The 26,810-nt window shown below is 74.4% G+C and carries 20 protein-coding genes; 5 read left to right on the top strand and 15 right to left on the bottom strand.

The genetic code is table 11. The annotated features are described in order from the left end of the window. Window positions 1-148: 148 nt before the first annotated feature. The 3 genes from ABZX40_RS07720 to ABZX40_RS07710 all read left to right on the top strand — a co-directional run bounded on the left by ABZX40_RS07720 (window position 149) and on the right by ABZX40_RS07710 (window position 5,138). A complete protein-coding gene (locus ABZX40_RS07720) occupies window positions 149-1,297 on the top strand; it encodes an ROK family transcriptional regulator (RefSeq protein ID WP_355731493.1) in 1,149 nt (382 codons plus the stop codon). 193 nt (window positions 1,298-1,490) lie between these two features. Next, window positions 1,491-3,332 (top strand): glycosyl hydrolase family 28-related protein, encoded by a 1,842-nt coding sequence (locus ABZX40_RS07715; protein WP_355731064.1) that lies wholly within the window; start codon window positions 1,491-1,493, stop codon window positions 3,330-3,332. Window positions 3,333-3,563: 231 nt separating this feature from the next. Further along, window positions 3,564-5,138, top strand: a complete 1,575-nt coding sequence (locus ABZX40_RS07710; protein ID WP_355731062.1) for a PP2C family protein-serine/threonine phosphatase — start codon at window positions 3,564-3,566, stop codon at window positions 5,136-5,138. 84 nt (window positions 5,139-5,222) lie between these two features. On the opposite strand, the gene ABZX40_RS07705 is transcribed toward ABZX40_RS07710, so the two are convergent. Both ABZX40_RS07705 and ABZX40_RS07700 read right to left on the bottom strand, forming a co-directional pair. Beyond that, entirely contained in the window at window positions 5,223-6,635 is a 1,413-nt protein-coding gene (locus ABZX40_RS07705; RefSeq protein WP_355731060.1) for a M48 family metalloprotease, read from the bottom strand. A gap of 3 nt (window positions 6,636-6,638) precedes the next feature. Continuing rightward, window positions 6,639-7,097, bottom strand: coding sequence for a hypothetical protein (locus ABZX40_RS07700; RefSeq protein WP_355731059.1), 459 nt, complete (start codon window positions 7,095-7,097; stop codon window positions 6,639-6,641). A gap of 196 nt (window positions 7,098-7,293) precedes the next feature. Between ABZX40_RS07700 and ABZX40_RS07695 the strand changes: the two genes are divergently transcribed. Further along, on the top strand, window positions 7,294-8,478 hold the full coding sequence (locus ABZX40_RS07695; protein WP_355731057.1) for an acyl-CoA dehydrogenase family protein: 1,185 nt from the start codon (window positions 7,294-7,296) through the stop codon (window positions 8,476-8,478). A 108-nt stretch (window positions 8,479-8,586) separates the two neighbouring features. On the opposite strand, the gene ABZX40_RS07690 is transcribed toward ABZX40_RS07695, so the two are convergent. Both ABZX40_RS07690 and ABZX40_RS07685 read right to left on the bottom strand, forming a co-directional pair. After that, window positions 8,587-9,669: an AI-2E family transporter gene (locus ABZX40_RS07690; RefSeq protein WP_355731056.1), complete on the bottom strand. Its 1,083-nt coding sequence runs from the start codon at window positions 9,667-9,669 to the stop codon at window positions 8,587-8,589. A gap of 245 nt (window positions 9,670-9,914) precedes the next feature. Further along, entirely contained in the window at window positions 9,915-10,760 is an 846-nt protein-coding gene (locus ABZX40_RS07685; protein ID WP_355731054.1) for an alpha/beta hydrolase, read from the bottom strand. Between the two features lie 323 nt (window positions 10,761-11,083). Between ABZX40_RS07685 and ABZX40_RS07680 the strand changes: the two genes are divergently transcribed. Next, on the top strand, window positions 11,084-11,491 hold the full coding sequence (locus ABZX40_RS07680; RefSeq protein WP_355731053.1) for a hypothetical protein: 408 nt from the start codon (window positions 11,084-11,086) through the stop codon (window positions 11,489-11,491). Between the two features lie 6 nt (window positions 11,492-11,497). Here the strand turns inward: ABZX40_RS07680 and ABZX40_RS07675 are convergent, their stop codons facing one another. From ABZX40_RS07675 to ABZX40_RS07625, 11 genes are all read right to left on the bottom strand, one after another. Next, window positions 11,498-13,048, bottom strand: coding sequence for a hypothetical protein (locus ABZX40_RS07675; RefSeq protein ID WP_355731051.1), 1,551 nt, complete (start codon window positions 13,046-13,048; stop codon window positions 11,498-11,500). 6 nt (window positions 13,049-13,054) lie between these two features. Next, window positions 13,055-15,814, bottom strand: a complete 2,760-nt coding sequence (locus tag ABZX40_RS07670; protein ID WP_355731049.1) for a GTPase-associated protein 1-related protein — start codon at window positions 15,812-15,814, stop codon at window positions 13,055-13,057. Beyond that, on the bottom strand, window positions 15,811-17,004 hold the full coding sequence (locus ABZX40_RS07665) for a hypothetical protein (protein WP_355731048.1): 1,194 nt from the start codon (window positions 17,002-17,004) through the stop codon (window positions 15,811-15,813). Before ABZX40_RS07665 ends, ABZX40_RS07670 begins: the two co-directional genes overlap by 4 nt. Continuing rightward, window positions 17,004-18,959 carry an Hsp70 family protein gene (locus ABZX40_RS07660; protein ID WP_355731046.1) on the bottom strand — a complete coding sequence of 652 codons (1,956 nt, stop codon included), beginning with the start codon at window positions 18,957-18,959 and terminating at the stop codon, window positions 17,004-17,006. Before ABZX40_RS07660 ends, ABZX40_RS07665 begins: the two co-directional genes overlap by 1 nt. Beyond that, complete coding sequence (locus ABZX40_RS07655) at window positions 18,956-21,211, bottom strand: AAA family ATPase (RefSeq protein ID WP_355731045.1); 2,256 nt, start codon at window positions 21,209-21,211, stop codon at window positions 18,956-18,958. Before ABZX40_RS07655 ends, ABZX40_RS07660 begins: the two co-directional genes overlap by 4 nt. Further along, window positions 21,211-22,752, bottom strand: a complete 1,542-nt coding sequence (locus ABZX40_RS07650) for a hypothetical protein (protein WP_355731043.1) — start codon at window positions 22,750-22,752, stop codon at window positions 21,211-21,213. Before ABZX40_RS07650 ends, ABZX40_RS07655 begins: the two co-directional genes overlap by 1 nt. After that, a complete protein-coding gene (locus ABZX40_RS07645; RefSeq protein WP_355731041.1) occupies window positions 22,749-23,375 on the bottom strand; it encodes a 4Fe-4S single cluster domain-containing protein in 627 nt (208 codons plus the stop codon). Before ABZX40_RS07645 ends, ABZX40_RS07650 begins: the two co-directional genes overlap by 4 nt. A gap of 341 nt (window positions 23,376-23,716) precedes the next feature. Next, window positions 23,717-24,889, bottom strand: coding sequence for a hypothetical protein (locus ABZX40_RS07640; protein ID WP_355731491.1), 1,173 nt, complete (start codon window positions 24,887-24,889; stop codon window positions 23,717-23,719). A gap of 2 nt (window positions 24,890-24,891) precedes the next feature. Beyond that, entirely contained in the window at window positions 24,892-25,704 is an 813-nt protein-coding gene (locus ABZX40_RS07635; protein WP_355731039.1) for a protein phosphatase 2C domain-containing protein, read from the bottom strand. Further along, the gene (locus ABZX40_RS07630) at window positions 25,701-26,471 is read right to left on the bottom strand and encodes a hypothetical protein (RefSeq protein ID WP_355731037.1); all 771 of its coding nucleotides are present in this window, start codon (window positions 26,469-26,471) and stop codon (window positions 25,701-25,703) included. The genes ABZX40_RS07635 and ABZX40_RS07630 overlap by 4 nt, the downstream gene beginning before the upstream one ends. Next, complete coding sequence (locus ABZX40_RS07625) at window positions 26,464-26,784, bottom strand: hypothetical protein (protein WP_355731035.1); 321 nt, start codon at window positions 26,782-26,784, stop codon at window positions 26,464-26,466. Before ABZX40_RS07625 ends, ABZX40_RS07630 begins: the two co-directional genes overlap by 8 nt. Window positions 26,785-26,810: the final 26 nt, after the last annotated feature.

The following is a 26,810-nucleotide window of genomic DNA, read 5'->3' as shown; positions in this document are numbered from 1 at the left end:
CGATTCCCCTGACCGGCAGCCGGAGGCCCTGTTGACGAGCAAGACGGAGAGAACCGGAACGACCCGGAGCGCGGGTACGGCCCGGGGCGCCGGGGCGCCGGAGAGCGGCCCGCGGTTCGCCGTCCGGCGCGGCACCAATCTGCCGCGCATGGGCGACTTCAACGAGTCGGTCGTACTCGACGCCATACGCCGGCACGCCACGGGTCTGAGCCGGGTGGAGCTGGCCGGGGCGACCGGCCTGTCCGCGCAGACCGTCTCCAACATCACCCGGCGCCTGCTCGACCAGGGCGTGGCCCGCGAGTCCGGCAAGCACAGCACCGGCACCGGGAAGCCGCGCACCCTGCTGGAGATCGTCCCGGCGGCCCGGTACGCGGTGGGCATCCATCTGGACCCGGCCGTCATCACCTGTGTCCTGGTCGATCTGCTCGGCAGGGTCGTCGCCCGGCGCAGCCGGCGCACCCCGGGCGGCGGCGACACCGACGGCACGGTCGCCGACATGGCCGCGTCGGTGGCCGCGCTGGTGGCGGAGGCGGGGGTGGACGAGGAGCGGGTCCTCGGGCTGGGGATCGCCGCGCCCGGCCCGATCGACGCCGAGGGCGGCTGGGTGGTGGACCCGCCCGAGCTGCACGGATGGGGGCGCTATCCGCTGCGCGACCGGCTCAGCGAGGCGACCGGTTTCCCGGCGCTGCTCGACAAGGACGTCATCGCGGCCGTGGTCGCCGAACGCTGGTCGGGGGCGGCCCGCGACAGCCGCAATCTGGTCTTCTTCTACCTCGGTACCGGCTCCGGCATGGGGATCGTGGTGGAGGACACCGTGCTGCGCGGGGTGTCCGGCAACGCCGGTGAGGTCGGCGGTCTGGGCGCGGCCTGCTCGATCCGCACGCTGGTGGACGAGGCCATCGCGCTGGGTGTCCTGGGCGGTGACTTCGTCGTGCTGGACCCGGCGGACGCCCATCGGGGACTGCGGCGGCTGGCGGAGCTGGCGGACGCCGGGGACGAGCAGGCGGGCGGCATCATCGAGCGGCTGGCGCTGCGGGTCGGCCGGGGGGTGAGTGCGGCGGCGGCCCTGCTCGACGTCGACACCATCGTCTTCGGCGGACCGGCGTGGCAGGTGCTCGGCGGGCGGCTGTTCCCGTCGATCGCGTCGCTGGTGGCCCGCTCCCCGTTCGTCAAGGCGACCCATCCGACGGTGGTCGCCTCCACCACGCTCGGCGAGAACGTCGCGGCGATCGGCGCGGCGTCACTCGTCCTCGACCATGTCCTGTCCGTCCAGCCGAGGTCACTCCTGCTGGGCTGAGCCCGCCCCGCCGTCCGTCCTCCCGTCGGCGGTGCGCCGATCCCGCACGCCCGCACACTCCGCACGTCCCCTCAGCCTCAACCCGGCCGTGGTCACCGGCGGCCGGGTTGTGACTCGGCGCGAGCCGCGCCGAGCAGCACGTCCTGCTCCACTCACTCCCTTCTCATCATCCCCACACCTTGAGAGGCTCGATATGCATCGCACGACGCGACGCCTGTCCGTCTGGTTCGCCGGCGCGGCAGTGCTGGGCGGCGGAGTTCTGGTCGCCCCGCCCGCCAACGCCAACGCCAACGGCGCCGAGGCCACCACCCTCCCCGCCGGGGCCGAAGCCCGGCCCGTGGCCGCCACCGCCGGTGCCACCACCCCCTTCACCACCGTCGAGGCGGAGAGCGGCACCCTCGCCGGAGGCGCGCTGGTCCGGTCCCTGACGCCGGGCGACCCGGCGCCCACCCGGGCCACCTTCGAGAGCGAGGCGTCCGGTTACGCGCTGACCGAGCTGCGGGCCACCGGGGCCGCGATATCGGTCCGGAACACCAGCGGCAGGAGCGCCAACTCCCTGGTGGTCCGGGCCGCGATCCCGGACGCGCCGAACGGCGGCGGCATCGACGCGACCCTCAACCTGTATGTCAACGGCACCTTCCGGCAGGCCATCACCCTCAGCTCGAAGCAGGCGTGGAACTACCGCAACGCCACCACCGACCCGGACGACCCGAACGCGGGCGGCGAGGCGTACCACTTCTACAACGAGTTCCCGGTCCGGGTCACCGGGGCGGCGATCCCCGCGAACGCCACGCTCACCCTGAAGAAGGACGCCGCGAACACCGCGGCCTACTACGCCGTCGACTCGATCGACCTGGAGCAGGTCGGCGGGGCCGTCGCCCGGCCCGCGAACTCCCTGTCGGTGCTGGACCACGGCGCCGATCCCGGCTTCGTCACCGACTCCACGGTGGCCATCCAGAACACCGTCGACGCCGCCCGCGCCCAGGGCAGGACGGTGTGGATCCCGCCGGGCAAGTACCTCACCAACAGCCTCGCCGGGAGCAGGACGCTGGACTTCACGGGCGTGACCGTGCGCGGGGCGGGCATGTGGCACACCACCCTGTACCGCAAGGTGCCGCTGCCCGCGACGCAGCGCTCACAGGTGCTGGTGGGTTCCGGCACCGAGCTGAGCGATCTCCAGATCGACACCAACGCGGTATGGCGCGGGGTCGGCGGCAACGGCGGCGCCGACTACGGCATCAACGCCTCGGGGGCGGGCGGCTGGCTGGTGGAGCGGCTGTGGACCCGGCACACCGACGCCAACTGGCTGTCGGGCAGCAACGGGGTCATCCGGAACAGCCGCACCGCCGACACCTACGGCGACGGCTACAACATCAACAACAGCAACACCCCCAACCCCGACAAGCTGGGCCACAACATCACCGTGCAGAACAACTTCGCCCGGGGTACCGGCGACGACTCCTACGCGGTGTACTCGGACCGGGGCGCGTCCGGCACCAACGGGCAGCTCACCGACGCCAGGATCATCGGCAACACGGCGGTCGCCCCCTGGTGGGCGAACGGACTGCGGATCGCCGGTGGCCGCAACGTCCAGCTGACCGGCAACCTGGTCAACAGCGTCTCCTCCAACAGCGCCCTGGACATCGGGGTCTTCGGCGACAGCGGCCACCCGCTGGAGTCGGCCACGGTCAGCGGCAACGTCCTGAACGGCGGAGGCGGCTGGAACGGCACCCGCCACGGGGTCCGCGTCAGCTCCCCCGCCACCACCTCCCAGATCCCGGACGCCTACACCAACGTCACCCTCACGGACAACGTCATGCGCGGCGCCCTGCGATCCGGCCTCTACCTCGACCGCAAGAACGTCCGGGTCACCCTGACCGACAACACCATCGACAACCCGGCCCAGCACGGCATCTGGATCACGACGGGGGTGACCGGCACGGGCACATTCACCGGCACCACCCTCACCAACCTCCGCCCCGGCCAGAGCGCAACCAAGAACGACTCCCCGACGACGTTCACGATCAGCCAGTAACCCGTAGCCGGTGGGCCGTAGCCAGTGGGCCGTAGGCCGTAGCCTGTCCGGCCACTGAAGCCGGACCACCGGCGTCCGATGCCCGTGCCCCGCGCTGTACCCGCCGGGGTGCGGGCATCACGTCCGCCCGGCAGCCCCCCTTCCCCCGTCGGGCTACCGCTCGGCGCCCCGCGCCCCCCGGGCGGCGTGGTGCCCCGGGTAGGGGATCGGGCTGTCGGTAGCGTCGCCGGTGTGCTGACGCTGCGCCGGCTGACCGGGTCCCGCTTGCTGATCGTCGCCGTGGTCGGCGTGGCGGCGCTGCTGGCCGTCGCGGTCGCGGTGGTGGGGCTGGTGCTCAACGCGCGGCACGAGCAGGCCGCGCGGCGGATCGACACCCGCTGGCGTCCGGCCATCATGGAACTCGGCGCCGCCCGTACGGCGGCGGGCGATCTGCGCGCCGCCGCACTCGCCGGAGCCGGGGCCGAGGCACTGCGCCGGGACGCCCGCGGCGCCCTCGGCCGGCGCCTGGACGCGCTGGAGGACCTGGCCTCCGGCGCGGACACCGCCGTACGCGCGAAGGCCGGGGAACTCGGCCGGGCGGTGGCCCACTGGCTGGAGCACGACCGCGCGGGCACGGCGACGGACGGCGTACGGGTCTACGCGCTGCCCGCGTCGGCCGCCGGGGCGGATCCCGCCGACGGCACCTACGCGGCGGTCGACGCCCGGGTCTCCGCGCTGTCGGAACTGCTGGAGCAGCGCAGGGCGACGGAGGTGCGGCACACGGCCTGGCAGATGCACGGGGTGGCGTACTACATTCTCGGGCTGTCCGCCACGCTGCTGCTCGCGGCGGTCGGCGCCACCGCGCTGCTCCAGCGGCGCTATCTCGGCCCGGCGGGAGCCCTCGCCCGGGATCTGCGGCGCGCGGCCGGTGGTGACACCTCCGCCGGGGCACCGGCCGGGCGGGGCCGGGGGTGGATCGGGCGGCTGGCCCGGGAGGCGGAAGCGGTGCGCGAGCGGCTGGCCCAGTTCCAGCGCCAGTCCCGCCGCGATCAGGAGGCCCTCGTCCAGATCGGTCCGGCGGTCAGCGGACTGCGGGAGATCCTGGCGGCACTGGAGGAGCCGGGCCCCGGTGTCGTGGTGGCGGGTGATGTGCGCGCGGCGGAGGGGCTGATCGCCGGTGACTATGTCGGGACCGTGCCGCTGGCCGACGGGTCCACCGCCGTCTTCCTGGGCGATGTCTGCGGTCACGGGGTCGCCGCGGGGCTGCTGGCCGTACGGCTGAAGAGCGTCGTGACGGTCAGTCTGCGGCTGAGTGCCGATCTGGACACCGCGCTGCGGGCCGCGAACCACGCCCTGGCCGGCGAGGACGAGCGTTTCACCACCCTGGCCATCGCCGTCCTGGACCCCGAACGCGCCACCCTCGGCTGGGTGAACGCCGGTCACGAGAAGCCGTTCCTGCGGAGGGCCGACGGCACGGTCGAACGCCTCGGGACCACCGGCCCCATCATCCACCCGTATCTGGCGGCCCCGCCCGGCACCTGGCCCACCCGCACCACCCGGCTCGGGCCCGGCGATCTGCTGGTGCTGTCCACCGACGGTCTCACCGAGGGCCGCGGCACCGACGGCGAGGACTTCGGCGGCGACCGCGCCTCCGACACGCTGGCCGCCCTGGACGCACCCACCCCGCCGAAGGCCGTCGCCGCCCTCTACCAGGCCGCCGAGGAGTTCGGCATCGACTGGGCGAGGGACGATGTCAGCCTGCTGGCGGCGGCCATCGACCGGGGGACGGGGACGAGGGTGGGGACGGGGACGGGGGCGGGGAGTTGACTGAGTCAACTGTCGGGGTAGGGGAGGCAGGGCTGGGCATTCGACCGCCCACCCCGAGGGGCCTCCCACGGCCCTGACCACCCGTCAGACGTCGCTCAGGAGCCTGCCGAGCGGGTCCAGCAGGAACAGCAGCAGCCCACACACCCCTAGCACCGCCGCCCGGCGCGTGCCGCCCCTCGCGCCGGTGCCGAAGGTGCGGGGGCGGGGGCGGAACGGGGCGTTGGGGTGGGTCGTCAGATCACGGCCGAGCGATCCGCACAGCACCACCCCGGCGGCGAACAGCAGGCCGGGCAGCGGCCCGAGCCGGGAGGCCGGGGCGAGCAGGGTGAGCAGCACGGTCAGCAGGACGACGATGACGCCGGTCAGCAGCAGGGCCTGGAGGACCGTGCCGGGCGACCCGGTCAGCCGGGACGGTCGTTTCAGGGCCCGGTGGCGCCGCCACCAGCCGGGGTGGGTGTGCCAGGGGCGGGTGGCCGCCCGCAGCGGACGGGCCGTGCGGAGCCAGCCGGGCAGCTCGCGGAAGCTCCTCGGCCCGGCGTCCCAGGCGGCCCGGTCCCAGCCGGGGCCCATCGCGCTGACGGCGAGAACGCCCCAGGCTTCCGGATCGGCTCCCCAGTCGACCGCGTCCAGATCGGCGCACAGTTCGCGGCTGCGCAGGAACTCGGTGTAGGCGGCGTACGTCAGGGCCGTCAGCCCGGCCAGCGCGAGGGCCGTCGGCCAGGGTGACATCCGGGGTACGGCCGCTGCGCCGGTGACGTCCCGGAGACACAGCCAGGTCAGGAAGCCGGTCCCGGGGAGGACGACGACCAGGCAGAACGCCTGCCACAAGGCCCGCAGGGCGAGGCCGAGTTCGACATCGCGGTTGCGGATGTGCGCCAGCTCGTGCAGCACCACCGCGTCGAAGACCCGGGCCCCGTCGCCGCCCCCGGCGCGCAGCGCGCACAGGCCGTTGTCGAGGACGACGGCGTACCGGCCTGCGCCGCCGAGGGTCACCGCGCCCGTGGTGAGGCGGCGCGGGTCGCGCAGGAAGACCGGCGAGGGCACGACCCCCGACCGCCGCACCAGCAGCCGCAGGGCCTCGTGGAGCAGCAGCGCCTCGGGGCCCTGTCCGGCGCCGGCTCCGGCTCCGGCTCCGGCTCCGATCTCGTCGAGTCGGCCGCCGCGCAGCCGCCATCGGGGGCCGCAGAGGAACAGTGCCGTCGCGAGCGCCAGCGTCAGCCCGCACCCCCACAGCGCGAAGGGGACGGCGGCGTCCAGGTCGGCGGGATCGTACGCGCGGGCCGCCGTGCCCGGGTCCGCGGTGTCCAGGGGGTGCCCGATCATCGACTCGGTCGGTGGCCCGTACCGGGGCTGCGGACGGGGCGGGGCCGCACCCAGCCCCTGCGCCAGGTGGAGTGGGAGTCCCAGGGCGAGGGTCACCACCAGGACCAGGAACAGCGCGCACCGGCGGGTGGTGCCCTGGCCCAGGGCGCGCTGGTCCTCCCGTTCGATCCGCATTCCTCAGGACTCATCCGGTGCGATCGCCAGCCCCGACACCACCGCGTCGGCCAGGCTCTCGGCCCGGTCCGGCTCCAGGTCCGCCGCCAGGGCCCGCGCGAGGACCTTGCCGCGCACCGCGGCGAGTTGCTCGGGCGACAGGGCGGGGACCTCCAGCGGCGGCGACGGCTCGCCCCGGAGCCTGCGCAGCAGGGCGAGGCCCTTGCGCCCGGCTCCGTCCACGGCGGCAGCCGCGCCGCGCTGGGCGACCTCGCTGACGACCAGCCACACCACCGGGGTGATCAGCGCGGCCACTTCGGTGACCCCGAAGCCGAGGGGATCACGCCGTTCCCGGGAGCGGCGCAGGACCCGGGTGATCTCGCGGTCGTCCAGTGCGGCCATCCCGTCCAGCAGCGCCAGTTCCTGCGGAGCCTGGCCTGCGACGATCTTCCGTACGGTCTGCCGCACGCTCGGTCCGGTCACGGGTGTTCCCTCCCCTTGGGTGGCGTTCGAGGCCATCGGAGCCAACGATCCGGTGGGCGGGTAGGCAACGCCGCCCGGAAGAGGGGTGGGTTGCCGCGGCCGGATCACCTCCATTGCCCGGATGGGGCATTGACAGTCCTCGACGGCCAGAGCGACGGTGAGGGTCCATCCCAGGCCCCAGACCGGAGGTCACCCCTTGGCCGGTTCGTCAGCTCCTCGTCCGGACGCCGACCTCGTCGCACGGGTACGGCGGCTCCGGCCGCTCATCCGCTCGCACGCCGTGCGGACGGAGCGGGAGGGAAGGGTCGCCGAGGAGGTCGTCGAGGCGCTCTCGGCCGCCGGGATCCACCGGATGGCCGTCTCCCGTCACTACGGCGGTTACCAGTCCTCGATCCGGACGCAGGTCGACGTGTTGAGCGAGGTCTCCGCGGCCTGCGGGTCGGCCGGGTTCAAGTCGATCATCCAGTCGGGGTGCTCGTACATCGCGGGCCTGTTCCCCGACGAGGCGCAGGACGAGATCTTCACCAGCCCCGATGTGCGGGTCGGGGGCACACTGATCCCCGGTTCGAAGGCCGCTGCGGTGGACGGCGGGTATGTGGTGAACGGGAACTCGCCCTTCGCGACGGGCTGCCAGGACGCCCACTGGCATCTGCTGACCGCGATGGCCGACACCGGGGACGGCCCGCCGGAGATGCTGTGGCTGGCGATTCCGACGAGCGATCTCAAGGTGCTGGACGACTGGGACGTCACCGGTCTGGCCGGAACCGGCAGCAACACCGTCGTCGCCCAGGACGTCCGGGTACCGGCCCATCGGGTGCTGCCGGTGGGGCCGTTGCTGGCGGGTGGGTTCCCGTCGCTCCGCAATGGCGCCGACCCCTACTTCGGGACGCCGGTGCTGCTGGTGTTCTGCGCCTGGGCGGCGGCGAGCGCCCTGGGTCTGGGGCGGGCGGCGCTGGCGGAGTTCGGTGAGACCATCCACGGGCGGGGCATCACCTACTCCCGCTACGAGCATCAGCACGAGGCCCCGCTGACGCATCTCCAGTTCGCCGAGGCCGCGCTGAAGGTGTCCTGCGCGGAGCTGCTCACCACCGAGTTCGTGGAGCTGATGGACGCCAGGGCCGCCGCCGGGGAGCCGTTCACGGAGCTGGAACGGGCGCGGGTCAGGGGGCAGAGCGGATATGTGACGCGGCTGTGCAAGGAGGCCGGTGATCTGATCGGGTCGGCGTCGGGCGCCTCGTCCCTGAACCGGGAGGTGCCGATCCAGCGGATCGTGCGGGACCTGAACGCGCTGAACCTGCACTCGTTCATCAACCCCACCACCAATCTGGAGCTGTACGGCAGGGTGCTGTCGGGTCTCGAAGCGGGGACGCCGTTCATCTAGGCCGGTCGGAGCCGCGAACCCACCCGGTCGGGGCCGTTCATTGAGGCCGGTTGCAGCCGGGTTCCTACAGGTCGGCTGGAGCCGTTCATACAAACCGGCCGGAGCCGTTCATACCGGGTCGGCCGGAGCCGTCCCCCTGAGCGCCTGCCGTATCGACCAGAGCACGGCGACCAGGGGGACGGCCACCACCGCGCCGAGCACCCCGGCGGTGAGGGCGCCTCCGACCACCGTGAGGGCCACCACGACCGGGTGGAGCCGGACCGCCCAGCTCATCACGAGCGGGTGCAGCAGATGGCCCTCGATCTGCCCGATGACCACGATGAGGACCACCACGATCCCCGCCACCAGCGGCCCCTTGGACGCGAGCGCGATCACCACCGCGACGGCCAGGGCGATCGGCGAGCCGATCAGGGGGACGAACGCGGCGAAGAACTCCAGCAGGGCCAGCGGCAGCGCGAGCGGCACCCCGAGCAGGGAGAGCGCGACACCGACGAGGACCGCGTTGACGGTGGCGACGAGCAGGACGCCATGGGTGTAGCCGGTGAAGGTCCGCCACGCGGCCCTCCCGGCGACCCCCGCACGCCTCCGGAACCGGGACGGCAGTTGGTCGCGGAACCAGGCCCAGTACCGGTCCCCGGAGTGGATGAAGAAGACCGAGCAGAACGCGGCGAGGGCAAACACGGTGACCACCTCCACCGCCCGTCCGGCGCCGCTCAGGGCGGTACTGACGACGGCGGAGCGGTGGTCCGAGAGGAGGTGCCCGAACTGGGACTGGAGGTCGGCCAGGGCGTGCGGGGAGAGCCGGAACGGCGGCCCCTCCAGCCAGCGCTCGATCCGGTCGAAGCCGGTGCGGAAGTCCCGGGCCAGGGTGCTCTCCTGACCGGCGACGACCTCCGCGATCAGGGCGAGGACAGCGCCGACGAGGAGGACACTGCCGATCACCGTCACCCCGACCGCGACCGAGCGGGGCAGCATCCGGGCCAGCAGCCCGGCGGTGGGCCGCAGCACGGCCGTCGCCACCAGCGCCAGGAACACGGCCACGGCGATCTGGTGGAAGCGGCCGAGCACGGAGAAGACCCCGAGGACCACGACGGCCACCACCACGATCCGCCAGGCGTAGGCGGCGGCGACCCGCAGTCCGGCGGGGACGGCCGGGGGCCGGGAGGAGGGGGGCTCGCCGTGGCTGGACATCCCTCTTCCTGTACCGCCGCCGCACCGGGGCGGCCACCTGGGGGGTACGCGGTTCACCCGGAGGGCACCGCGCGGATCGGCCGACCGGTCGGACCCGGCGGCGCAGGGGGCGGCGCCACGTTGGTACGGGCCCCGGTCCTGAGTGCGGGCCGGGCTCGGGCAGAGGCTGCTCCGACCGGATCGTCCTGTCGTGCCCGGTCCGGCGGGTGCCCCGCGCCGCGGCCCGGCCCAGGAGTCCGGTCCGCTCAGCCCTCGCCCAGAACCTCGCGCAGCCGGGCGGCGAAGGACTCGGGGGCCTCCACGAACCCGGTGTGGTCGCCGGGGAACAGCACGGGTTCGTCACCCAGTGCCAGGGCGAGTGCGCGCGAGGTCCGGTCGCAGAGCTGTCCCGCGGAGGCGTCACCGATCCCCACGACGATCCGGGTGGCGGCGCCGCGCAGAGCCGCCGGATCGGGCTGCCAGAACGTCGAGCCCCGCATCTCATGGGCGAACCAGCGGCGCTCGTCCGCCACCTGCCGCGGATCACGCTCCCCACCGAACATCTGCTCGATCGCGGGCTCGGGGATCGCGATCCCGGCCTGGGCGAAGAACTTCCGCCAGGCCCCGGTGACGTCCCCGGCGAGATAGGTGGCGACGAGTTCCTCCGTCCCGGCGCGCAGCCGGTCCCGGTCCTCCAGCAGCTCGATCAGCGGCGGCTCGTGCGCGACAACGGTGTGCGCCAGGTCGGGACGCGTCCGGGCGAGGGCAAGCGCGGTCACGGCACCGCCGCTGGAGCCCAGGACGGCGGCCGGGCCCGCGTCGGCGTGGACGATGAGCCGGGCCAGATCGTCGGCCCGCAGTTCCGGCGTCGAGTCCTGGCCCGGGTCGTCGACCGTGCTGCGGTTGATGCCGCGCGGGTCGGTGGTGAGCACCGTGTGATCGGTGGCGAGCAGCTCGGCCAGCGGGGCGAAGGCCCCGGCGTCCATCGGGGCGCCGACCAGCACCACCAGCGGGCCCGCGCCGCGCAGCTCGTGGTGCAGCCGGGCACCGGGCACCTCCAGCGAGCGGGCGGCGGGGGTGGCGGTCATGTCCGTCCTCACATCTGTACTCATGGGTTCACACTCTCCGGTCGGGCCGTACGGGGTGCCGGGGTCCGTCGGGACCGTCGGACACGCCCACTTCCCCCTCACTGACTCTGGCGGGATCGAGAACTCATCGGTCGGGGACTTTCCCGCGGAGCCGGGGGCTCGGCTCAGGCACTTTCCCGCGGAGCCGGGGCGCCCAGCTCAGGGACTTCCTCATGGAGCGGGGCCGCGCGGTCGACGCGGCCGGTTCACGAGCCGGTGGCGAGAGTTTCGGTCCGTACTGCCGAGGGAGGGCGCCGCACTCTGCTTGAATGCGCGCGCACCCTGCCGTCCGTCACCGGGAGACCCGAATGCGCCGAACACTCGCTGTGCTGACCGCTGTTGCCGCCGGGCTGGTGCTCGCGGGATGTGCGGAGGAGGCGGATCCGATCGCCGGTGAGTGGGTTGCGCAGGGGGCGCAGCCGCCGGGGTACGCCGACTTCGCGGACGGGTCGAGCATCAGCGTCGACAAGGACGGCAGGGCCGTCCTCGGGACCTCGCCGACCCGGCTGTGCGGGGACGCGGAGGTGACGGCCCAGGGCGAGGAGGAGGAAGAAGGCGGGGGCGGCGGGCTTGAGTACCGCATCGCGTTCGAGTCCGCCTGTGTCTCGGTGAATGTTCCGATGAGCCTGGATGTCGTGGTCGATGGGGACTCGCTGGTGGCGACTCCCAGCGGGCAGGAGGGCGGGGAGCCCTTCCGGTTCCGGCGTGCCGAGTAGGGCCGCTCACTCCCCCAGGCACCAGTCCGCGAAGCGGGTGATGCTGGGGTCCACCTCGGCGTTCTCGTCGGCCACGGCGGCGGTGCAGAAGTAGCGGACCTCCTGGAAGTCCAGTTCCATCGCCTGGATCAGGCTGCGCAGGCCCAGTTCGTCGCGGAGCCAGGCGCGGGCGTGGTCGCTGTCGTCGAGGCGGTCCGGGGCCAGGCCGTGGGCGGCGAGCAGATCGGTCTTGCTGATGGCGACGGCCAGGCGGGAGCGTTTGAGGGGGGCGTCCATCGCGGCCACCGCCTGGATCGAGCGGCCGAAGATCTCCTCCGGGTCCACCGTCGAGGCCAGGGTGCGGTCCAGTTGCAGATCGGGCGCGGTGGCCAGGGACGTCCAGAACGCCTTCACCGACATCGGGTCGAGGACGAAGACGAAGGTGCGGGCGGCGCGCGCGTAGCGCAGGGCGTCCGTCTCGTCCCGGTCGACGAACCGCTCCCCCGCCGTGTCGAAGAGGTGCACCAGCCGTTCGGAGCGGCCGGCGCCCAGGACGAAGGAGCGGGCCCGGGGCAGGGCCTTCTGGGTGGCGAGGGTGTGGCCCTGCGTCTGGAGCACCACGCGCAGTACGTCGTAGGCGCCCCGGGACTCGTCGTCGGCGAGGGTGAGGGCGGGGCCGCCGCGCGCGGCGGCGTTCTCCAAGGCCAGCAGCATCGCCGCCATCAGCTGGGTCTTGCCCGCGGCCCGCCCGCCGATCAGCGGTATCACCACCTCGGGCATGTGCCCGGCGTCCGCGTTCATCGGCTTCCCGCAGTGCGGGTGGACGCAGTACGCCTGGAGCCGGGCGTCCCGGCTCATCAGCATCAGCAGCGTCGGCATCCGCTCCCCGCACTCGCAGCGGCGCCGGAGGATGCCGTAGGTGCCGGGCCGGATGTCGGTGTGCCGGCGTCGGCAGGTGGCCCGGGGGCAGTCGTAGGAGGGGTAGGGGACGCGTTCGAAGCAGTGCGGGCAGAGCATGCCGGTGCGCAGCCGCTTCGCCCACAGCACGGCCCGGTCCAGGGCCCGCAGGACGCCGGCCACCAGGCGGGCTCCGCCGGTCAGCAGAAGGAGGACGAGCCCGTGCAGCGCGAGCAGCACGGCCAGCGGCGGCAGCGCCAGGACGGCGCCCAGGCACAGGCCCAGATACAGCGTCAGCCCGTACGGCACCGACCAGGCGCGGCGCCGGACCGGGGTGACGAACTGGCCCGAGGTCACGACACGGAACGCGTCGCCGATCGTCCGCAGATACCAGCGGCGGTCCAGGATGAGGACCTGGCGCAGATCACGGAAGCCGGGCCCGAAGAAGTAGTTCCGGTGGGCCTTCACCTCCTCGTCCTGCGGGCGGTACGGCGTCAGGGTCCGGAACTCGGGGGTGCGCCGGTACAGGACCCCGACCAGCAGACGGCCGTGGCCCCAGACGAGTTCCATCGCCAGCGCGAGGCCGCGCAGCAGCACGATCGCGGGGACGACCAGGAGGTAGAAGAAGAGCCCGGCGAGATAGAACACCGGCACCAGGACCCAGCGGACGATCTCGGACATGAGGTGTCACCGACCCTTCTTCTTGTCCGGGGAGCCGGGGCCGGAGGAGGGGGAGGAGGGAGAGGAGGGGGAGGGGGAGGAGGAGTCGGGGGCCGGGGGGCCGGAGCCCGGGGAGCCGGAGCCCGTCCGGCCCGAACCCGTCGTCGCACCGGAACCCGAGGGCCCGGAGCCGCCAGAGCCCCCGGACCCGCCGGAGCCCCCGGTCCCTCCGGACCCCCCGGAGCCGCCTGAGCCCCTGAAGCCGCCTGAGCCCCCGGACCCGCCGGACCCGCCGGACCCGCCAGAACCCCCGACGGCCTCGTCCCTGCCGCGGCGGCGCGGCAGCCGTATCTTGCGGGCCAGTCTGCGCGTGCCGCTGAGCCGGTTCTCGGCGCACTGGCGGTAGTAGTCGGCGAGCCGTGGATAGTGCGGGGCGACCGCGGCCCGCAGTCGTTCCAGGTCGGCGGGGCGCCAGTGGTCGCCGGTGTGGGCGCGCAGATCGTAGACGCAGTCCTGCTGCGCCTCCGGGAGCCGTCCGCTGACGGGCAGGGCGGCGACGGCTGCGACATGGGTCAGCGCGATGTCGTCGGCCCGCTCGGCGCCCCGGGCCGTCCGCAGCACGGCGGTGAGGTACTGCTCGGCGAGGGAGTGGTCGAACTCGGTGATGTCCTCGGCGAGCCGGGCGATGTCCATGGGCAGCCGCAGCATGGCCGGGACCAGCCGGTAGCGCTTCATCGCCTGGGGCGCGGTCCACAGGGCGATCCCGGGGACCCGGAACGCGCGGGCGAGTTCGGTGGCCTCCTGCTTCTCGCGCAGGGCCCGCTCCAGGTCGAGGATGGTGCGGACGCGTCGCTGCGCGGCCGGGGGCAGCCAGGCGTACCGCGCGGCCGGGGCGAGCGCCTCGCACAGGGCCAGACAGGCCGTCAGATCGGAGTTGTCGTCGATGCGCTGATTGACCGCGCGGGCGAACCAGTCGCCGACGGCCTCGTCGACCCCTCCCCCGCCGGACAGGCGTTCGGCGATGAGCAGGGCCTCCCGGTGGGTCCAGGTGCGTGACGGGTGGCGCCACAGCCCGCGCAGCAGTTCGGCGTCGGGCGAGGTCCGGCCGCGGATCCGCAGGATCGCGAACATGATCTCGATCGTGCGGGCGGGTTCCCGTTCGGCCCGTGCCCGCAGGTGGTACTCCAGGAGCAGTGGCCGGTCGCGCAGGTCATGGGCGTCGAGCAGATCGGCGGGGAACTGCGCGAACAGCTGCTCCTGGCCGTCCCGCCGCTCCAGCGCCTCCTGCACGGCGTCCGCCAGCGCCTCCCGCATCCGGGGCTGACTTCGCAGCAGGTCCACCACCTCGCCGCGCAGGCCGGGGCCGGGGGTGGCGGAGCCCAGCAGGGTCCGGGCCAGGTCGAGGGTCTCCCGGGCGAACAGGTCGGGTTCCGGGGCGAGGCGGGCGCCCCGGGCCCAGAGCAGCAGCCGTACCCGCTGGCGTACGGTGCCGGCCTCGGTGCGCAGCAGGCGTTCCCACAGGGCGGTGGCGCGGCGGCGTTCCGCCGGGTCGGTGATCGGGACGGGCGCGGGGGCGTCCTCGGCGCCGGTCATATGGGCCCGCATCCGGGACTCGTGCAGCTTGCCCTCGATCTCCTGGTGGACGGCCCGGTCGCCGCCGGCCTCGGCGGCGGCGCTGAGGGCCGCGAGCTGGGTGTCGTCCAGGTCCCGGTGCTCGCGGTGCAGATCGGCGGCGACGGCGCCCCGCCGCGCCCCCAGATGGTCGGCGCCGGGCAGCCAGGCGATCACCGCGCGCACATCGTCGCCGGTGAGGGCGATGCCGCCGCTGGCCGCCGCGGCGGCGACGGGCGCGTGCCAGTCGTCCGGGGTCTCCTCGCCGCCGTGCACATAGTCCGCCGTCCAGGACCAGACGGACCGGACGGAGCCGACGCCGATCCGGGTGAGGAGCGGCACCAGCCGGGGCAGGGCGACCTCGGGGAAGCGGCCCCGGGCGAAGTCGAAGACGGTGTAGGCGGCCTCGTCGTCGGTGCCGAAGTCGAGCGGGGCCTCGGGGACGGTGCCGATGAGGTGGAGTCTGCTGCGGGCGGGGCGCAGGACATAGGTGGCGAAGGAGAGACGGCGGGCGAGCGGGGGCGGCAGCAGATAGGAGACGGCGGCGAACCAGTGCGCGATGCGGTCGGTGGACTCGTCGACCACGACCACCGAGCCGTGCGCGGTGAGCGCGGTGAGCACGGCGGACAGCAGGTGCGGCAGCCGGGCCGCGTGCGGATGGGCGCGGACGAAGTCGCCGACGGCCGCGGCGGCGAGCGGGCCGCGCGGGGGTGTGCCCCGGAGTGCCGGGATCTCGGTGCTGGGGGAGGTGGCCCGGGTCCACACCGGGGAGTCCCACAGCTCGATCCCGAGCATGCCGCCGCCGGCCGCCGGGAAGTCGTCGCTGTGCAGGGCGTGGGCGAAGTAGTTGCCGAACCGGCGGGCGGAGTCCCGGCCCACGTACCGCACGCACAGCACGCTGGCGGAGCGGCCCCGGGTGTCGTAGGGCCGGTAGGTGAGGTTGACGGGGCAGCGGTCGAGGAGTTCCGGGGTGTCGGACTCGACCAGGGAGCGCGGGGGTTCGTAGCCGGCGAGGGCCTCGACGGCCTGCCGGGTCTCGGCGCTGACGTCCGGGCTCACCGCGTTGAACTGGAACCCGGAGAACCCGCTCAGTCCATGTTCGCAGGAGGTGTAGTACAGCTGCTGGAAGCGGGCGCCCGGTCCGGTCGGCGGCCGGTCCGCGCCCAGCGGGGTCATCCGCGTCCCGCCTTCGGCACCGAGCCGAACTCGGAGAGCAGCCACAGCAGCGGGTCGGCCACCCGGTAGGGCTGGATGCCGGTGGGGGCGACCCGGGCGTCCGGGGTGGGGTTGCGGCCGAGGGCGGACACCCCGAAGTAGCGGTAGCGGGTGTAGTGGTTCTCCAGGAGCTGGTCCATCTGGACGCCGTCCCAGTCCTTGAGGAGCCGGCGCACCTCCTCGTGGACGCTGAGGCTGTCGCTCACGTCGAAGCGGGCGCTGGGCGGGGCGTGGTCGCGCAGCGGGCTGCTGCTGTCCAGCAGGTGCCAGAAGGCGTCCATCTTGGAGAAGGCCACCGCGATGGGGGTGTCGATCTTCTGTCCGGGGCGGCCGGCCCGGGGCGCGAGGAGCAGATTGGTGACCCGGGACAGCAGGTTCATGGGGGCGTCGAGTCCCTCGGTGCCCGGCATCGGTGTGCCCGGGAGGGCGCCGTCGCGGGCGTCGGGCATCTGGAGCGGGTCCAGCAGCAGGATGATGCCGTCGGCGTTGGTGAGATAGCGGGTGTTCAGCTCGACGCTCTCGCGGGAGTTGAAGTCCTCGCCCGCGGTGTCGAAGAACGACAGGACGGAGTGCTGGGGCCGTCTGCCGCGCAGCAGGGTGGAGCGGTGCAGACTGAAACGGAAGACCAGCGGGTCGACGCGGTTGAGGTTGGTGGAGGCGGTCTGGGTGCCGGGGAACATCTGGTGGTCGCGGTAGAGCCGGTCCTCGTAGTCGGTGCTGAAGCGCCGCATGGTCGCGTCGTCCAGGCCCATCAGGGCGGCGCCGAACGCCTCGCCGATCCGGTTGCGCATCTCGTGCAGCAGCACGGTCATATAGACGGTCTTGCCGGACGCCTTGGCGCCGACCATGGCGATCAGCCGGTTGTCGACCCGGCCGAACTGGACGGGCAGCTCCGAGTGGCACACCGGGCAGATCCGGTACGCGCTCTCCCCCTTGCACTCCGGGCAGGGGGCGGTCGGGCGGCGGCCGTCCGCGGCGAAGTCCGGGGCGAGGTCATGGCTGGGGCGCGGTCCCCGGCGCTCGTCGAGCACCTGGTCGCGGACCCGCCGGCACTGCTTCCCGGCCGGGCTGAGCCGCCCGTGGCAGCGGAAGCGGATCTCGCGCGCGGTGAAGTTCTCGTAGCAGTACGGGCAGGTCAGGCGTCGGGCCATCAGGTCACTCGCAGTCTGTGCAGCGCGGTCGGGCGGATGTCCACGGCGGCGTCGGCGGCGGCGTCCGCGTGCACGGGGAAGCAGACCAGCCAGGACGGACCCCGGGTGGGCGGCAGCGGGAACTCCACGGTCACCGGGGTCCCGGCGGGCAGCCGCTGCGCGGCCATCTCGTGCACGACGGTCCCCTCGGCGGCGCTGGTGGGACGGAACCGGCCGAGGCTGTGCACGATCCGCAGCGCGGGCAGCTCGCAGCCGGTCACACAGGTGAAGGCGACCGACGCGACCCGGCCCTTGAGGCGTCGGCGCACACTCGGTTCGTACTCGACCACCAGGGCCTCGGCGTCCACCAGCAGCGAGGAGGCGCCCTCGCAGTCCACCCCGTGCCCGGCCGGGACCAGGGCCTCGACGGTGAGGGTGACCGCGCCGCGGCCGACGGTCAGATCGAGTCCGCCGTCGTGCTCGTAGACCCGGCGGCGGCACACGAGATCGCCCTCGGCCGGGACGCGGTCCGGTCCGCCGTTCTCGCACCGCCAGCGGACACGGGCCCGGAGCGCGCCGTCGGGCCAGGCCCACAGGACGAGCAGATGGTCGCCCCGCCGGACGACCTGGAGCTGCTCGACGGGGATGGCGGAGTGGACGCCCGGGTCGGCGCCTGGGGTGTCGGGGGCGGGGGTGTCGGGGGCGGGGGTAGTGCTTGAGTCGGTGCCGAACGGGTCGGGGGTGAAAGGGGTGTACGGGGTCGGCTCCGGGGTGACCGGGGGCGGCGGAGGCGGTGTGCCCGCGTCCGGCTCCGGCTCCGGGGGCGGGGGCGGGGTGTCGTGGTCGGGAGGCGGCACGGGGATGTCCGGTTCCGCGGCTGAAGTCGGCGGGGTCGGCGGTGGCTGAGGCGGCTCCGGGTGGGGCTCCGCCGTGGACGGGCCCGGCTGCGATACGTCCCCGCCTGTCACCGGTTCCGGGTCGTCCGGGGTCGGTGTCGGGGGCCAGGGCCGGGGATCCGGGTCGGGCAGCGGCGCGGGCGCCCCGGAGGGGTCCGGCAGCCGGTAGCGGCCGTCCGTGCGGGCCGGGCCCGGGGCAGGGGCCGGGCCCGCCACGATCCGCAGGACCGGGAAGCGGTGCAGCGCCAACAGCCCCCGGACGACGGCGAGTTCGGGCAGATGGCAGCGGACGGTGAGGCCCTGCGCGGCCGGCAGGTCCTCGATCTCGGCCAGCCGTCCCGGGGTCGCGCACAGCCCGCCGGCCAGCAGCACCACGTCCACGAGCGGGCGGGTCGCCGTGAGTTCCTCGGTGACCGCGTCGAGGGCCTCCCGCCGCAGCGGGGCGACCGCCCGTTCGAGGTCGGCGCGGTCCAGGGTCAGTGGATGCCGGGCGCCCGTCGCGTCGGGCAGGTCGGCGGTGGCCCGGTCCGAGTCGCCGAGGGCCCGGCGGAGCGTCTCCCCGGCCCGGTGCGGGTCCGTCCCGTCCGGCAGCCGCCCGGCGAGGCCGGTGGCGAGGGCCGCGTCCCAGTCGTCGCCGCCGAGCGGCAGGCTTCGGGTGCGGACGATCCGGACCGTGAGGTCGGGCGTGACGGCGAGGACGGTCAGCTCCAGGGTCGTCGCCCCCTGGTCGCAGACCAGCACGGTACGGTCCACGCCCTCGGCGACCGCCCCGTAGTGCAGGGCCACGGCCACCGGGTCGGGCACCACCCGGAACACATCGAGCCCGGCGCTCTCGGCCGCGCGGCGCAGTTCGTCCTCGCGCCCGCCGGACGCGGGGATGCCGAGGACCGCCTGCCGGTCGGGTTCGGCCGCCGCGGCGGCCGAGCCGCTGGGGGCGGAACCGAACAGCAGGGGCAGCGCCCGCTGCGGGTCGAGGACACCGTCCGGGCCGACGAGTTCGGTCGTCGTCACGGCCGGTTCACCGTCGGGGCCGATCCGCCCGACCCGTCCGTAGCGGTGCCCCAGATCGATGGCGATCATCGCCGCTCGCCCCCTTCCCCGGCGTCGGCCGTGACGGAGACGGACGCCGTGCCGTCGGCGGCGATCCCGGCCCGGATACGGGTGCCCGGCACCGGCCGGTGCTCCAGCAGATGGCGTACGACGGCCGCGCGGACCCGTTCGAGTTCGTTGCGGATCTGGCGTCCGCCGTACGCCTGGTGCTCCGGGTCCGACATGCGCTCGGTGATCCAGGGGTGCAGGGTCTGCGTGTCAAGGACCAGTTCCACCCGGTGGCGTTCGCGCACCGACTCGCTGAGCTGGGCGAGCAGCCGGTCGGCGATGCGGACGATGTGCTCGCGGCGCAGCATGTCGAAGACGACCACGCCGGGCTTGAGGCGCCCGTAGATCTCGGGTCGGCCGATCTGGCGGAACTTGTCCTCCACGGCCCGGGTGAAGTGGGCCTCCAGGACCGGGTAGGGCAGTTCGCCGTCCGGGTGCCCGCTGATCAGCTCCTGCACGGACTCCGCGCCGGTGTTGGAGGTGAAGATGATCAGGCACTGGGAGAAGTAGGCGGTCTGGCCGCGCCCGTCGGTGAGCCGGCCGTCCTCCAGGATCTGGAGGAACTTGTCCAGCACCTTGGGGTGGGCCTTCTCGATCTCGTCGAAGAGCAGCACACTGAACGGCCGCTCCTGGACCCGGCGGGTCAGCTCGCCGCCCTGCTCGTAGCCGATGTAACCCGGGGGCGCCCCGGCGAGGCGTTCGGCGGCGTGCTCCTGCTGGTACTCGCTCATGTCGAACCGGGCGTAGGCGCCCTGGTCGCCGAACATCAACTCGGCGACGGACTTGGCGAGTTCGGTCTTGCCGACACCGGTCGGGCCGACGAAGAAGAACGCGCCCCGGGGGCGAGCGGTGCCCGAGTTGCCGAAGTCGACGCCGACGAAGGCGGACTGGAGGGCGGACGCGACGGCGTCCACGGCGGTGGACTGGCCGACGACCCGGGCCCCGAGCACGGCGGCGGCACCGGCGACGGTGTCCCGGTCGAGCTGGGTCCAGGGGTCCACGCTCACATTGAGCCGGTGCTGCTCCAGCAACTTGTCCGGCTTGCCCACGGGTACGCGGCGCAGCCAGGAGGTCCGGGCGAGTGCCTCGATGTCCCAGCCCGCCATGCCGTCGGTGGCGCCGACCAGGCCCTCGAACTCGGCGCGGGAGGCGTCCTCGGCACCGTTGAAGTGGCGGTGCAGCCAGGTCAGCCACAGGCGCCGCTCGCTGGGGTCGGGCGGTCCGATGTGCAGGGCCGCGATCCTCGGGTCCTCCAGATGGAACCAGCCGGGCAGCCGTCCGACATCGCCGACCGCGCACAGCACCGCGTTGCGGGCGTGGGGCGCGGGTCCGGCGGCGGCGTGCGGGGAGGTGGCGTCGGTCATGGCGGCACGCAGCCGCAGATAGCCGAGGTGCGAGTCGGGCTGGCCGGGCGGGAGATGGTGGTCGACGTCCTCGAACACGAACGCCGTGGCGGTGTCGGGCGAGGCGACGAGTCGGTGCACGGTGGCGACGACATCGTCGAAGGTACGGGGCCGGCCGGGCGCGCGGGGGGCGAGGAGCCGGTCCCGGCCGCGCTGCCGCTCGTCGCCCCGGCGGGAGCGGGGGGTGGTGGGGGTGGTGGGCGTGGTGGAGGTGGTATCGGTGCCCGTGCCCGTGCCGGTGCGGGGGTCGTCCAGGTCGGGCGGGGAGTCGGTGGCGGGTCGGGCCTGCCAGGGGCGGGGGGCGGCGTCGGGGGTGTCGGGGGCCGGAGTGCCGGGAGCCAGAGTGCCGGAGGCCGGAGTGCCGGGAGCCAGAGTGCCGGGAGCCAGAGTGCCGGGGGCCGGAGTGCCGGGGGCCCGGGTGGTGCCACGGGTGTCGTCGTTGGCGCTGGCCGTGCCCCCGGTCCCGGTCAGCAGGCCGACCGCCAGCCGGTCGAAGCGTTCGGCGTGGCCGGGGAGCGGGAAGGTGAGTCCGGCGACCGGGTCCCACCAGCCGACGACCTCCGCGCCCCGGGTCTCCAGCATCCCGGCGACCACCTGACGGAACGAGGCGGGCCGGTCCTCGAACCACCACCGGTCCCTGATCTGCCCGTTCAGGATGACCTGGCGCCCGCGCCGCAGCTCCCAGCCCAGGGAGACCGCCCACAGCGGCATCATCCCGTCGGCGGCGACCGGTTCGCCGCCCCGGCCGGTGTCGTGCGGCTGTCCTGCGGGGCCGGCCGGTGCCGTGCCGCCGGTGCCGTGCGCCCGCTTTCCCCAGTCGAGCGTGCTCATCACGTCCACCGCCACTGCTCGGCGGCGGTGCCCGGCAGCGGCCTGGCCTGCCGCGAGGGCGGCTTGCCCTCCCAGGTGAGTTCGCCGGGGACGAAGCTGTCCTGCTCGCCGACCAGGTCATGGACCCGTGCGAGGAGATCCTCGGTACGGTCGCAGACCGCGCCCTCGGGCGACGGCTCCAGGGTGACGTCGGGCTCCCCGTCGACGTGGTAGACGACCAGGGGTGTTCCGCCGGGGTCCGTGGCGATCGTCGTCTCGTAGCTGGCGCCGCCGGGCCGTTCGAAGCGCAGGACGACGCGTTCGCCGTGCTCCTCGCCGCCGAGGAAGGCGAAGCCCTCGCCGACCATGGCGCTCTGGAGCGCTTCCCCGAGGTCCATCCGGCGAGTGTGGGCGAGCTGGAGCTCGTCGAGCGCGGCCTCCGCCTCGGGGAGCAGTTCCTCCAGGGCGGTGACCGCCGCGAGGGCCTCGTCCGGGACGGCCGAGCGGACGGCGGTAGTGACGGTGCGCAGGGCGTCCTCGACGCGTTCCGCGAGGGCGGGGTCGCCCAGTTCACGGGCCTCGTCCGCCGCGTCCCGCGCGGGGCGCTGCACGATGTCGAGCCGGTCGGCGGCCTCGCCGAGGGCGGCGGTACGGCGTTCCTGCTCGGCCGCCGCGCGCTCGCGTGCCGCTTCCTCCGCCGCGCGCCGGGCCTCCTGCCGGGCCGACCGCTCGGCCTCGGCCGCCGCCGCCTGCTCCGCCTGTGCCGTGGCCTGTTCCTCGGCCAGGCGCGCGGCGCGCTGTTCCTCCTCGACGTGCCGGGTGGCTGTCGCGGCATGCCGGGTCAGGGCGTGTTCCACCGTGCCGAGCAGGGCCTCGAAGCGGGTCCGGTCGTCGGGGCCGGAGGCGGCGCGGAGCCGGTCGAGCAGGTCCAGGCAGCGCTGCCGTCCCTCCGGGTCGTGCCGGGCCGCGTCCGGTCCCAGGGCGGTGAGCCGGGTCTCGAAGCGGGTCAGGACGGCGGCGGGGTCGGTGTCCCGGGTCCGGTCGTCCTGGCGGGCGCCCAGCAGGACGGCCCGTCCGCGCAGTTCCTCGATCGGTCCGCCGAGTTGTTCCGGGCCGCCGATCCGGGTGCGCAGGGTCTGCGCCGCCCGCTCCAGCGCGTCCAGTTCGCCGGTGATCGCGGGGTCGGCGGCGGCCCTGATCCGGCCGATCAGCTCCCGTACCTCGTCCAGGCGGCGGGTGTCGGCACCGGCCTGCTCCTGGCCGAGGCGGGCGGCGTGGGCCTGCTGTTCGGCGAGGCGCCGGGTGGCGAGGGCGTGTTTGCGCTGCTCCTCGGCGACCCTGGCCCGCTCCTGGCGTTCGGCCGCCTCGCGGGCCCGCTGCTCGGCCTCCCGGGCCCGTTCGGCGATGTCCCTGGCCCGTTTGGCGGCGAGTGCCTCCCGTGCCTTGGCGCGCTGCTGCTCACGCCTGCGGCGGACGGCCTGCTGCTCGCGGCGCCGCTGGTCCTCGCGCCGCCGGTAGGAGGGGGCGACCGCGACGCTGCTGTATTTCGGTGATCCGCTCATGATTCCCCCGGTGCCTTGGTGTGCAGCACGAAGCCCCGTGCCGCGAGTCGTTCCTCGAAGCCCTCCCGGAAGCCGGGGGTGGGTGGCACCCCGGCCCAGGAGAGCGATCCGTCGGGCTCCAGCGACACTTCGACGCCCGCGCTGGTGTCGGGCTCGTCCGCCAGCCGGGCGTAGCGGCCGGAGAGCGCGACGATGCGCTGGTTGGCGGAGCCCCGCCAGCGCAGACCGGCGTGGCGCGCGGCCACATAGGGTCCGTCGACCAGGAGGTCGAGACGGCTCAGCAGGGCCCGCCGGTCGGGGCCGCCCGCGCGCAGCGCCTCGTACCGGAATCCGGAGTAGGCCATCGCGCTCAGATCGGGTCTGCGGGCGCGGACGGTGTCGAGCAGCGCGGCGAGGGCGGCGGCCTGGCTGAAGGGCTCTCCACCGGAGAGGGTGACGCCCTCGATGCCGGGCAGGGCGCAGAGCCAGTCGGCGAGTTCGTCCACGGGGTGGGCGGTGCCGCCCTCGAAGGGCAGGGTCTCCGCCGCGACACAGCCACGGCAGCGCAGGGGGCAGCCCTGCACCCAGAGCACGGCCCGGGTCCCCGGGCCCAGCACCGTGCAGCGGTCGAGCCTGCGGGCCACGGAGATCTGGGGTGTGCGGGGCGGGGCCGTAGCGGTGTTTCCGGTCGTTCCGGGTGACGTGGTGTTCCTGGTTGACGTGGTGTTCCCGGTCGCCCTGGTGTTCGCGCTCGCCCCGGACTGACCGGTGGCCCCGGTGGCCCCCGTGGCTCCGGTCACCCTGCCGTCCCTGGTCGCCCCGGACTCCCCAGTCGCCCTGCCGTCCCTGCTCGCCCCGGCATCCGCAGCCGCCCTGGGGCCCGCAGTGGCCCCCGTGTCCCCGGCCGCCCTACCGCCCCTGGTCACCCCGGACCCCCCAGTCGCCCCGGACCCCCCGGTGTCCCCGTTGTCCCCCGTCACCCCGGTCATCCGGCTCCCCCCTCCGTCTTCCCCGTGCCGCCCGATGCCGTCCCGTCGGATGCCGTGCCCTCCGATGCCGCCCCCTCCGATGCCGTACCGCCCGACGACGACCCGCCCGACGCCACCCCACCCCGCGCCACCCCATCCCCCGCCGACCTCCCGCCCGGCCGGTAGGCCAGATCGCACCAGGGGCACCAGGGCCGTTCCACCGTGAACACATGCCGGGTGTCCGCCGCGCAGGTCCGCAGGCGCCCCGTGGCCGACTCGGCGGCCAGGGCGTGCGCCCATACCTCCGCCGGGGGCCGGATCCCGCCGAACGCGTCGCGCAGCAGCCCGGTCAGGCGGCGCGGCAGCACATCGACCGGCGGCGCGGAGCGGGGCAGCCGCACCGAGGTGCGGTCGAGGAGGCGGCAGCGGCCGTGCAGGACGTTGTCGTCGTAGGAGAGGTAGTCGCCGCCGTCGGCGGGGTGGCCGGCGAACGGGTGGAGGCCGCCCATCAGGAGCTGGTGGACGAGGACGGCGAGCACGAAGTCGTCGGAGGTCCGGTCCGGCGGGGTACCGGCGGCGGGGCCGATCCGTTCGGGGGCGGTGTAGCCCGGCGTGCCCATGCGGCCCGGGAAGAGTTCGCCGCCGTCCGTGAACTGCCAGGAGTCGACATCGGCCATGCCGACCTCGCCCCGGCCGTCCACCCAGAGGTTGTCGGGTTTGAGGTCGCCCACCACATAGCCCTCGGCGTGCAGATCGGCGAGGAGCCGGGCCAGTGAGCGGGCGGCGGCGAGCGCGGTCGCCCAGGTCGCGCCGGGCAGCAGGACGCGGCGGGCGGCCGGGGTGAGCAGTTGGGCGAACGGGCGGTGCGCGTGGCGCATGTCGGTCATGACATAGCCGTCGATCGCGTCGGCGCCGTCGCTGCCCCGGGTCTTGGTCCGTACGCCCACCATCGGCCAGGCGACCCGCACCGGCCGCGCGGCGAGCAGCCGTACCGTGCGCGGTTCGCGGCGCTGCCTGGCCAGCCGGGCGATTCGGCGGCGGCAGGCGGCGGGGTCGGGCGGGTCGGGGACGAGCTTGGCCACCAGGGGGCGGGCGTCCTCGACGCCGTAGACGACGCCTTCGGAGCCGCTGCCGATCCGGTCGGTGAGCCGCCATTCGCGGCCGGTGCCGGACACCACGATCAGGGCCATGGTCACCTCCCCTCCACCAGGGCGCACAGCACGGTCAGATCGTCACCGGTGCGGGCCGCAGCCGGGCCGGAGAGCAGGGCGCGCAGGGGTTCGGCGTCGCCGCCGTTGGCGCGGAGGGTGGCGCTGAGTCCGCCGAAGAACCGTTCGGACGGCACCGGCCCCGCTTCCGGGGGCAGTCCGTGGACGGAGGGGTGGTCCAGGGTGAGGGCGGTGCAGCCGTCGGTGGCCAGGACGACTCCGCTGAGGCTGGGTTCCCAGACCGCGAACGTCCGGACGCGCAGGGCGGCCTGGGGCGAGGAGAGGAACACCGGTCCCGGTCCGCCGGGTTCGGGTGGCGGCAGGACGAGATGGCAGCGCTCGGCGCGGGGCGCGGGATCGCCGTCCGGGTCGGCCGCCTCCCGGGTGAGCAGGGTGGCGAAGCAGTCGCCGACCGAGACGAACGCCGCCCAGGGGGGCCGGACGACGGCGGCGGCCAGGACGGCGGCGAGCGCGCCGACATCGACGGGCGGGGTGTCGGGCAGGACGGCCGTGACGGCGCGTACGTACTCGGCGACCACCCGGGCGCCGGCCTGGGCGGTCCACCGGGTCCAGGTCCCCGGCGGGTCGTCCGCGTCCGGGATGTCCTCGCGGAGCACCCGGCAGGCCGTGTCGACGGCGAGGTGCGCGCCGAGGGCGCTGCGCTCCCGGCCGCCCGCGCCGTCCGCGACGGCGAGCACGGCGCCATCGCCCAGGTCCACCGCCTTGAAGGCGTCCTGGCATCCCTGTCCCGCCGCCAGATGCCCGGTGCCCTGCACGGCGGCCCCCGCGACGATCACTGGTATCGCTCCTCCAGCAGGCGCAGCCGTCGCTGCCGGGCGGCGAGATCGGCGACCTGGCCGTGGATCTCGTCGGCGGACTGGTCGGGGTTGACGCGGTCCGAGCTCTGGAACATCAATTCGAGGATCTGCTTGAAGTCCAGGCCCTCCAGCATCAGCGCCGCCTTGGGCGCGAGGACCCGCAGCAGCTCAAGGTCGGCGCCGCGCACCCCGACCGCCTGGAACACGCATTCGCCGCGTTCCTCGCCGAGGCGGATCCGCTCGGCGGTGGCGGTCAGCGCGGTGGGCTCCATCCGCTGTCCGTCGGCGTCGCTGGGCGCGCCGTCGGTCAGCACCCACAGGAAGGGCCGCCGCACCTGGACCCGCCGGGCCTGCAAATCCCGGTAGCGTTCCCGGGCGAGGACGAGGGCGGTCTCCACGGCGTCGGTCATCCGGGTGAGCCCGTCCGCCGCCAGCCGGGGCGGACGCATCCGGTCCACGGGGACGAAGACCCGGTCCGCCGGGGCCTCCCCGACCGGCACCAGCCGGTCCTGGGCGGGGTCGAAGACCTGGACCCGTGAGTCGAAGCCGATCAGACAGACCTCCACCCGCGCGCGCAGCCTCGGTTCCGCCCTGACCTCGGCGAACCAGCGCTCCAGCGCCTCGTTCAGCTCGTCGATCCGGGGCCGCTCGGCGGGCCGGCCCATGGAGGCCGAGGTGTCGAGGAGCAGGACGACGGGCTGCCGCTCGTCGTAGCCCTCCGCCAGCCCGATGCCGTACTCACTCATCCGTGGTGTGTCCGTCCTCGTGCATGCTGTGCCTGTCCTTGTGCGTGCTGTGTCCGTCTTCGTGCGTGCTGTGCCCGTCTTCGTTCGCGGGGTGTTCCGTCCCGTCCGCGCTCCCCGGCGGGGTGGTGCGGGCCAGGAGGGTGCGGCCGTCAGGGGCGAGGCCCACGACGACCTCCGTGCCGGGGGCCGTCCCCGGGCGGTCCGGGCGCATCCGCAGCAGCACCCCGTCGACCAGTACGTATGCGTCGGGCGCGGGCCAGGTGACGATCCGGCCCGGCGCCCCGAGAACCCAGTCCCGCATCCCGCCGTTCACGCGCATACGGTAGGGGAGACGGGGTC

Source organism: Streptomyces sp. NPDC004610 (genome assembly GCF_040609715.1).
Taxonomy (GTDB): Bacteria; Actinomycetota; Actinomycetes; order Streptomycetales; family Streptomycetaceae; genus Streptomyces.
Note: the sequence above shows the minus strand (reverse complement) of the source record. Positions and strands in the feature narration are given on the sequence as shown.

Excerpts from the sequence above, each read along its gene's own strand:
- ABZX40_RS07720 (WP_355731493.1), top strand. The coding sequence starts at position 149 with ATGGGCGACTTCAACGAGTCGGTCGTACTCGACGCCATACGCCGGCAC.
- ABZX40_RS07715 (WP_355731064.1), top strand. The coding sequence starts at position 1,491 with ATGCATCGCACGACGCGACGCCTGTCCGTCTGGTTCGCCGGCGCGGCA.
- ABZX40_RS07705 (WP_355731060.1), bottom strand. The coding sequence starts at position 6,635 with ATGCGGATCGAACGGGAGGACCAGCGCGCCCTGGGCCAGGGCACCACC.
- ABZX40_RS07690 (WP_355731056.1), bottom strand. The coding sequence starts at position 9,669 with ATGTCCAGCCACGGCGAGCCCCCCTCCTCCCGGCCCCCGGCCGTCCCC.
- ABZX40_RS07685 (WP_355731054.1), bottom strand. The coding sequence starts at position 10,760 with ATGAGTACAGATGTGAGGACGGACATGACCGCCACCCCCGCCGCCCGC.
- ABZX40_RS07680 (WP_355731053.1), top strand. The coding sequence starts at position 11,084 with ATGCGCCGAACACTCGCTGTGCTGACCGCTGTTGCCGCCGGGCTGGTG.
- ABZX40_RS07675 (WP_355731051.1), bottom strand. The coding sequence starts at position 13,048 with ATGTCCGAGATCGTCCGCTGGGTCCTGGTGCCGGTGTTCTATCTCGCC.
- ABZX40_RS07670 (WP_355731049.1), bottom strand. The coding sequence starts at position 15,814 with ATGACCCCGCTGGGCGCGGACCGGCCGCCGACCGGACCGGGCGCCCGC.
- ABZX40_RS07665 (WP_355731048.1), bottom strand. The coding sequence starts at position 17,004 with ATGGCCCGACGCCTGACCTGCCCGTACTGCTACGAGAACTTCACCGCG.
- ABZX40_RS07660 (WP_355731046.1), bottom strand. The coding sequence starts at position 18,959 with ATGATCGCCATCGATCTGGGGCACCGCTACGGACGGGTCGGGCGGATC.
- ABZX40_RS07655 (WP_355731045.1), bottom strand. The coding sequence starts at position 21,211 with ATGAGCACGCTCGACTGGGGAAAGCGGGCGCACGGCACCGGCGGCACG.
- ABZX40_RS07650 (WP_355731043.1), bottom strand. The coding sequence starts at position 22,752 with ATGAGCGGATCACCGAAATACAGCAGCGTCGCGGTCGCCCCCTCCTAC.
- ABZX40_RS07640 (WP_355731491.1), bottom strand. The coding sequence starts at position 24,889 with ATGGCCCTGATCGTGGTGTCCGGCACCGGCCGCGAATGGCGGCTCACC.
- ABZX40_RS07630 (WP_355731037.1), bottom strand. The coding sequence starts at position 26,471 with ATGAGTGAGTACGGCATCGGGCTGGCGGAGGGCTACGACGAGCGGCAG.